The organism is Sphingopyxis solisilvae, from assembly GCF_015475875.1.
GTDB classification, from domain to species: Bacteria; Pseudomonadota; Alphaproteobacteria; order Sphingomonadales; family Sphingomonadaceae; genus Sphingopyxis; species Sphingopyxis solisilvae.
Genome location: NZ_JADKYM010000030.1, coordinates 20,678 through 28,654, shown reverse-complemented (window position 1 = coordinate 28,654; position 7,977 = coordinate 20,678). Strand labels below are relative to the sequence as shown.

The 7,977-nt window shown below is 63.2% G+C and carries 7 protein-coding genes; 4 read left to right on the top strand and 3 right to left on the bottom strand.

The features are described 5' to 3' along the window. Positions 1–140 precede the first annotated feature (140 nt). The gene (locus IR187_RS15495; RefSeq protein ID WP_194955478.1) at positions 141–2,234 is read right to left on the bottom strand and encodes a RelA/SpoT family protein; all 2,094 of its coding nucleotides are present in this window, start codon (positions 2,232–2,234) and stop codon (positions 141–143) included. A gap of 127 nt (positions 2,235–2,361) precedes the next feature. On the opposite strand from IR187_RS15495, the gene IR187_RS15490 reads away from it, so the two are divergent. The 4 genes from IR187_RS15490 to IR187_RS15475 all read left to right on the top strand — a co-directional run bounded on the left by IR187_RS15490 (position 2,362) and on the right by IR187_RS15475 (position 5,886). After that, on the top strand, positions 2,362–3,246 hold the full coding sequence (locus IR187_RS15490) for a glycosyltransferase family 2 protein (protein ID WP_194955477.1): 885 nt from the start codon (positions 2,362–2,364) through the stop codon (positions 3,244–3,246). Between the two features lie 126 nt (positions 3,247–3,372). Further along, positions 3,373–3,894 carry a winged helix-turn-helix transcriptional regulator gene (locus IR187_RS15485; protein ID WP_194955476.1) on the top strand — a complete coding sequence of 174 codons (522 nt, stop codon included), beginning with the start codon at positions 3,373–3,375 and terminating at the stop codon, positions 3,892–3,894. 64 nt (positions 3,895–3,958) lie between these two features. After that, positions 3,959–5,083 carry a sensor histidine kinase gene (locus tag IR187_RS15480; protein ID WP_194955475.1) on the top strand — a complete coding sequence of 375 codons (1,125 nt, stop codon included), beginning with the start codon at positions 3,959–3,961 and terminating at the stop codon, positions 5,081–5,083. Next, a complete protein-coding gene (locus IR187_RS15475; protein WP_194955474.1) occupies positions 5,080–5,886 on the top strand; it encodes a LytR/AlgR family response regulator transcription factor in 807 nt (268 codons plus the stop codon). The genes IR187_RS15480 and IR187_RS15475 overlap by 4 nt, the downstream gene beginning before the upstream one ends. Positions 5,887–5,990: 104 nt before the next feature. Here IR187_RS15475 and ribA read toward each other — a convergent pair whose 3' ends face one another. Further along, positions 5,991–7,058, bottom strand: a complete 1,068-nt coding sequence (gene ribA, locus IR187_RS15470; protein WP_194955473.1) for a GTP cyclohydrolase II — start codon at positions 7,056–7,058, stop codon at positions 5,991–5,993. After that, the gene (locus IR187_RS15465; protein ID WP_194955472.1) at positions 7,055–7,849 is read right to left on the bottom strand and encodes an exodeoxyribonuclease III; all 795 of its coding nucleotides are present in this window, start codon (positions 7,847–7,849) and stop codon (positions 7,055–7,057) included. Before IR187_RS15465 ends, ribA begins: the two co-directional genes overlap by 4 nt. Positions 7,850–7,977 lie beyond the last annotated feature (128 nt).

Sequence of the window (7,977 nt, the reverse complement as noted above, 5' to 3'; positions counted from 1 at the left end):
GCGACGTCGCGATCAACCCACCCCGCTGCGGCTAACGAGCATGCTCGTAAGCCTCGCCGCCCCTCCCGCTTGCGGGAGGGGAAATCAGCTCAATACCGATATGTCCGCTAACCACCCCGAAGCAGATGTCGCTTCCCCGCCTAAAGCCGCTCGGCTTGCACCACGCTGTCCGACGCGCGCAGCGCCGACAGGATGCGCATCACATGCTGGACGTCGCGCACCTCGACGACGACGTCATAGGTATGAAAATCGCCCTCGCGGTTCGACAGGCGCAAATTGGTGATGTTCGCCATATTGGCGGCAAGAATGCCCGACATTTCGGCCAACGTGCCGGGTTCGTTGAGGATGACGATGCAAAGCCGCGCGTTGCCACCCTCGCTGTCTTCCTGCCACCTTAGGTCGATCCAGTCGGCATCGACCCCGTCGGCCAGGCTGGGGCAGTCGATCACATGCACCTCGATCCCTTCGCCCGGACGCGCAAGGCCGACGATGCGGTCGCCGGGCACGGGGTGGCAGCAATCCGCGAGCTGATAGGCAACCCCGGGGGTCAGCCCGGCGATCGACACGGCGGCGCCCTGCGCCAGCTTGCCGGGCTTTGCTTTCATCTCGGCGGTGATGCCGGGGACCAGCGCTTCAAGCACCATATTGTCGGTCAGCCGTTGCTTGGCGATCGCCACATACAGCGCGGCATCATTCTCCAGCTTCAAACGGGTCAGCGCCGCGGCGCGCGCCTTGTCGCCGACTTTGTTGGGCAGGCGCGCGACAATCTCGTCGTACATTTTGCGGCCGAGCGCGGCGAGCTCGACCTTTTCCTTTGACCGGACATGGCGGCGGATCGCGGCGCGCGCCTTGCCGGTGACGGCAAAGCCCAGCCACGCCGGCTGCGGTGTCTGTTTGTCCGACGACAGGATTTCGACGGTATCACCGTTCGCCAGCTGGGTGCGTAGCGGTACCAGCCGCCCGTTGACCTTGGCCCCGACGGTGCGGTCGCCGAGACCGGTATGAACGGCGTAAGCGAAATCGACCGGGGTTGCGCCTTTGGGAAGCTGGTGCAGGCTGCCCTTGGGAGTAAAGGCAAAGATGCGGTCCTGATACATCGCGATCCGCGTATTTTCGAGCAGCTCGTCGGGATCGTGCGTCTGTTCCAGGATTTCGATCAGGTCGCGGATCCATCCCGCCTGCCCGTCGGGCGCGGCGCCGCCCTGTTTGTACGCCCAGTGCGCGGCAAAACCGAATTCGGACTGCTGGTGCATCCCCAGGCTGCGGATCTGGATTTCGATCCGCATATTCTGCTGGTGCATGATCGTGGTGTGGAGCGAGCGATAGCCATTGCGCTTGGGCGTCGAGATATAATCCTTGAACCGGCCCGGGACCATTTTCCACTTGCGGTGGATGAGGCCCAGCGCGGCGTAACAATCGGCATCGGTCGGGGTGATGATGCGAAAGGCGATGATGTCGGTGACCTGCTCGAAACTGACGTGCCGCTCCTGCATCTTGCGCCAGATCGAATAGGGGTGTTTTTCGCGGCCCGACACCTCGGCCTCGATGCCGTTCTTTGCCAGCAATTCCTTGAAATCACGGCTGATCTGGGCAACCTTGTCCTTGCCGCCGGCGGTCAGTTTCGCAAGGCGCCCGGTAATCGTCGCATAAGCTTCGGGCTCAAGCTCGCGGAACGCCAAGAGCTGCATCTCGCGCATATATTCATACATGCCGATCCGCTCAGCGAGCGGGGCATAGATGTCCATCGTCTCCTTGGCGATGCGGCGCCGCTTGTCGGGATTCTGGATGAAATGCAGCGTGCGCATATTGTGCAGCCGGTCGGCCAGCTTGACCAGAAGCACCCGGATATCGTCGGACATCGCGAGCAGGAACTTGCGCAGATTTTCGGCAGCGCGCTCGTTTTCGGTCTGCGCCTCGATCTTGCTGAGCTTGGTCACGCCGTCGACGAGCCGTCCGACATCGGCACCGAACAATCGCTCGATCTCCTCGGGCGTGGTCAGCGTATCCTCCAGCGTGTCGTGGAGCAGCGCGGTGACGATCGTCTCGCTGTCGAGATGCAGGTCGGTCAAAATCCCCGCCACCTCGACCGGATGGCTGAAATAGGGGTCGCCCGAGGCGCGTTTCTGGCTGCCATGCTTCTGGACGGTGAAGACATAGGCGCGGTTGAGCAGCGCCTCGTCGACGTCGGGATCATAAGCGCGGACGCGCTCGACAAGTTCATATTGCCTCAGCATTGCGTTCAATGTCGTTCATGTCGGCGCAATTGCAATGTGAAATTTGATTGCGCGCTCCACCAAGGCGTTAGCAACATTGGTAAAGGCGATTGGAAGCTTCGGTCGCGGCGGTTAGGACAGCTATCCAATGGGGACCGAACCACTCGATTCGGCCACGCCACCGCGGGTGTCGATGGTCATGCCGGTGCATAATGGCGCGCGCTGGCTGTCCGATGCCATCAATTCGGTGCTGGCGCAGGATTATGGCGATTTTGAGCTGATCCTGGTCGACGACGCGTCGAGCGACGAATCGCCGGCCATCATGGCCGATGCCGCCGCACGCGATCCGCGTGTCCGCCTGATCCGGCTCGACACGAATATCGGCCTGCCCGCGGCGCTCAATGCCGGGTTTGCTGCGGCGCGCGGCGAACTGCACAGCTGGACCTCCGACGACAATCTGTTGCGGCCGCACATGCTGAGGCGCCTGGTCGAGGTGCTCGACGACCATCCCGATGCCGATGTCGTCCACGCCGATTTCACGCTGATCGACGAATGCGGCACCGAAACCGGCCGGTCGCACGTCGGGCCGGTCGACCGGCTGTTGTTCGGCAACAATATCGGCGCCTGCTTCCTTTATCGCGCCCGCGTGACCGAGGCGCTTGGCGGTTATGACATCGGCCTGTTCGGGGTCGAGGATTATGATTTCTGGCTGCGCGCGGCGCAGAAATTCGCCTTTGTGACCCTGAACGAAGACCTTTATCTTTACCGCAAGCACGGCGGCAGCCTGACCAGCCAGCGCGGCGACCAGATCCAGGACCTGACCGCGCGCATTGTCGAACGCTCGCTGCCCGATACGCTTTCGCCGCGCCGCCGCAGCGAGATACTGCTGGGGCTGGTGCTGCGCAGCCACTGGCGCTGGCGGGGCGATCTGGTGCGCCGCGCCTTTCGTGCCGACCCATGGCACGTCGCGGCGCGGCTGCCGTTCCTCGCGCGCTGGTGGATCATCGTCGCGCGCAACCGTCTTACATCCTGAGGTCATCGGCCTCTCGCCCGTTGCCCGTTGCCCGTTGCCGTAGCGGCAATCTATCCCGTTGCGAAACGCAACGCAGGCTCTATATTTTTATGATGCGCGCGCCGACTTTTACGTTAGGGCTGGGTTATGGGAAAATTACGCGAAGTTCTGAACGACATGGACGGGGGCAATTGCGCCCTGCCGCTGGCCCTCGAAGCCATGGGCGAGCGCTGGTCGTTCATGATCCTGCGCGCTGCCTTTAACGGCGTTCACCATTTCGAGGAGTTCCAGCAGGAACTGAACATCGCGCGCAACATATTGTCCAACCGGCTGTCGCGACTGGTCGATCATGGCATCATGGCGCGCGAGGTGATGACCGAGGATCGTCGCAAGGTGCGGTACCAGCTGACCCAAAAGGGTATTGAGCTGCTGCCCGCGATGATCGCGCTGCGCCAATGGGGTGAAAAATGGGGCGCCGGCGTGCCATCGACCCCGGTGCTGGTCGATGCCCGCGACGAACAGCCGATCGGCCCGGTGACGCTGACCGCGCACGACGGCCGCGTAATCGGGTACAAGGAACTGCTGTGGAAGCATCGCGCCGAACTGCAGCCGCTGGGGCAGGCGCGCGCGCGCGCCGACGGCGGGCTTGCGTCCGTGGCCGCTGAATGAGCGGCGTCGGGATCTGTTCTCTCACCGCCGCCCACCGCTTACCCGCATAGCTTTGCGCCAGCCGATGCCGCTGTTCCACCTGTCCTCGCCAGGCCCGTTTTTCGACAACAAGGTCCGGGCGTTCTGGAACCTCCAGATCCTGGGCTGGACCGCCTGGCTGGGTCTGCGCGGCGTATCGGGCCTTGCCTATGGCCAGCCCTTTACCTTTCTGATTCCGCAGACAATTTCGGCGATCACCGGCTTTTCGCTGACGCTGATCCTTGCGGTCTGTTACCGCGCGCTGATCAGCCGCCGCCCGCTGCTGATGTGGGGGGTCAGTTTTGGTCTGGCGGGGCTGGCAACAGCGCTCTGGGCGTTTATCGACGCGTGGGTCGCGCAGATCCAGAACCCCGCCAGCACCGTCGGTTTCACCAGCCTGTTGCTGGGCGCGATGTATATCAATGCCACCTCGCTCGCCGCCTGGTCGGCGCTCTATTTCGCGATCAACTACTTCCTCCAGCTCGAGGAACAGAATGACCGCGTCATCCGGCTCGAGGCGCAGGCGGCGTCGGCGCAGCTCGCGATGCTGCGTTACCAGCTCAATCCGCATTTCCTGTTCAATACGCTGAACAGTATTTCGACATTGGTGCTGCTCAAACAGACCGAACCCGCCAATGCGATGCTGTCGCGCCTGTCGGCGTTTCTGCGCTATACGCTGGCCAACGAACCGACGGCGCAGGTCACACTGGCGCAGGAAATCGAGACGCTGAAGCTCTATCTCGACATCGAAAAGATGCGGTTCGAGGAGCGGCTGCGCCCGCATTTCGAGATCGACCCGGTTGTGGCACGCGCGCGGTTGCCCTCGCTGTTGCTGCAACCTCTGGTCGAAAACGCGATCAAATATGCCGTCACCCCGCAGGAAGACGGGGCCGATATCACGGTTTCGGCGCAACTGGCCGGTCAAAATGTTCGGATTACCGTGTCCGACACCGGCGCGGGATTGTCAGCCGACCGCGCGGACCCCACCACGGGCCTTGCAACGGAATCGACCGGCGTGGGTTTAGCCAATATCAGGGACCGTCTGGCGCAGGCTTTTGCCGACCAGCACCGGTTCGATGCCCAAAGGGGCGCTGATGGCGGATTCACGGTGGTCATCGAGTTTCCGTTTCAGCCCGACGGGCAGATGACGATTGGAACCGAACGGACATGACAATCAGAACCATCCTGGTGGATGACGAAAAATTGGCGACCCAGGGCCTGCAACTGCGGCTCGAAGCGCACAGCGATGTCGAAATCGTCGATACCGCGCAAAATGGCCGCGAAGCGATCCGCAAGATCAAGACGCACAAGCCCGACCTGGTTTTCCTCGACATCCAGATGCCCGGGTTTGACGGCTTTTCGGTGATTCAGGGGTTGATGGAGGTCGAACCGCCGCTGGTGGTCTTCGTGACCGCCTATTCGGACCATGCGATCCGGGCGTTTGAAGCGCAGGCGGTCGATTATCTCGTGAAGCCCGTCGAACCCGAACGGCTGGCCGATGCGCTCGACCGCGTCCGCCAGCGGCTCACCGAAAAACGCGGCGCCGCCGAGGTCGAACGGCTGAAGACGGTGCTGGCCGAGGTCGCGCCCGATGCGGTCGACGATTATGACGCCGAGGCGCAGCCCGACGCGCACGCCGCCGACCGCTATGAAAAGATGATCAATATCAAGGATCGCGGCCAGATTTTCCGTGTCGACGTCGACAGCATCGAACGCATCGACGCGGCGGGCGACTATATGTGCATTTACACCGCCGACAACAGCCTGATCCTGCGCGAAACGATGAAGGATCTGGAAAAGCGGCTTGACCCGCGAAACTTCCAGCGCGTCCACCGCTCGACGATCGTCAACCTGTCACAGGTCAAGCAGGTCAAGCCGCACACCAATGGCGAGTGCTTTCTCGTGCTCGGATCGGGTGCGCAGGTGAAGGTCAGCCGTAGCTATCGCGACGTCGTGGCAAGGTTCGTTCACTAAGCCAGCAGTAATAAACGGCGTCATTGCGAGCGAAGCGAAGCAATCCAGGGCGGTTTACGCGGACTCTGGATTGCCGTGTCGCTTCGCTCCTCGCAATGACGAGGTTAAAGCTGGTGCCCCGTCCTGTCTCGCTTCGTGGCGAGATATTGTTCGTTATGCGGATTGGTCGGTAGCGCCAATGGCAAGCGCTCAACCACCGCAACGCCTTCCTTCTCCAGCCGCGCGACCTTCTCGGGGTTGTTCGTCATCAGGCGGATGCACGGGATGTTGAGCAACTCCAGCATCCGTCCGGCAATCGCAAAATCGCGCGCCTCGACCGGAAAGCCGAGCCGCAGATTGGCGTCGACCGTATCATAGCCCTGATCCTGCAGCGCATAGGCGCGCAGCTTGTTGACCAGGCCGATGCCGCGGCCTTCCTGCCGCAGATACAACAGCACCCCCCACGGCGCGTCGGCCATCGCGTGGAGCGCAGCGTGGAGCTGCGGCCCGCAATCGCATTTCAGGCTGCCGAGCACGTCGCCCGTCAGGCATTCGCTGTGCAGCCGCACCACCGGCGGATTTCCGTCGCGCTGGCCGATGACCAGTGCGACATGGTCGGACGCCTCCTCGGGCGAGCGGAAGGCAATGATTTCGGCGCCTTCGCTGGCCGCAACGGGCAGGCGCGCGCGCGCGGCGATCTCCAACCGCGTGGGGTCGAGCAACGACGCAACATCGTCGGCGGTACAGCAAGTCTCGGCTTCGCCGACGGCTGCCCGGACAAAAAAGGCGGGAAGCAGGCCCGCGTGGCGCGCCATCGTCATCGCGGCGTCCGCGGCGCTGTCGCCGCCGGTCGCGACGGTGCGGAACGGTCCCTTGAGCGGGTTGGCAAGGTCGAGCGCGGGGTCGGCGATCGCCAGCGCCGCTGCAACGTCACGAGCTGCCTTTTCCAGCCGAACCGGACCGGGGGCGGCTGCCGCGCGCTGATTGGTAAGCTTCAGCGTCACCGCGCGTTCGCCCGACAACAGAATGTCGCAAGCGCCAAAATCGGCCAGCGCGGCGTCGCGCGCGCTTTCGACCGCGAGCAGGTCGAGCGCGCCGTCGCTGCCGATGACGCGAAACGGCCAGCCGCGGCGCAACGCGTCGATCGCACGCGCCGCCCGGCGGGCGCCGCGCCCCTGTTCGCTATCGCTCAAAAGGCAAATTCCGTGACCAGCGGGATGTGGTCCGACGGCCGTTCCCAGCTCCGCGCCGGCTGGACGATGCGGTGCGATACCGCTTTGTCGAGCAGGTCGGGGGTCACCCACATATGGTCGAGACGGCGACCGCGGTTCGATGCTTCCCAATCCTTGGCGCGGTAACTCCACCAGGTGAACAGCGGCGTGGGTGCGGCGATGAAATGGCGGCCCAGATCGACCCAGTTCGACGCCGCCTGCAAGCGGGCAAGCGTTTCGACCTCGACCGGCGTGTGGCTGACGACGTCGAGCAACGCCTTGTGATTCCACACGTCGCTTTCCAGCGGCGCGACGTTGAAGTCGCCGGTCAGGACAGTCGGCGTGCCGTTCAGCGCGCCCGACCATTCGGTCATGCGGCCAAAAAAATCGAGCTTCTGCCCGAATTTGGGGTTGAGATCGCGGTCGGGAATGTCCCCGCCCGCCGGGATATAGACATTGTCGAGCCGCACCCCCGACGGCAAGGTCACGCCAACATGGCGCGCCTCGCCATTCGCCTGCCAGTCATATTTGCGCACGTCGGCCAGCGGCACCTTGCTGACGATCGCGACACCGTGGTGCATCCGCTGGCCGTGGGTGACGATGTAGGTGTAGCCCAGCGCCTTGAACATATCCTGCGGAAAGGTGCCGCATTCGACCTTTGTCTCCTGCAGACACAAAATGTCGGGCGCTTCTTCGCGCAGGAATTTCTCGACGATACCGATGCGGGCGCGAACGCTGTTGATATTCCACGAAGCGATGCTGGTACGAGTCATGGGGTGGCTCTATCGGCGCCGCGCATTGTTCGCAATGCGATTGCGGCACCGGCGCGTTCCCCCATCCAGCCTCCCTACAGCGTATCCTGAAATGGGAGGCTGGGTGGGAGAGCGGGCTGGTGCCGCAA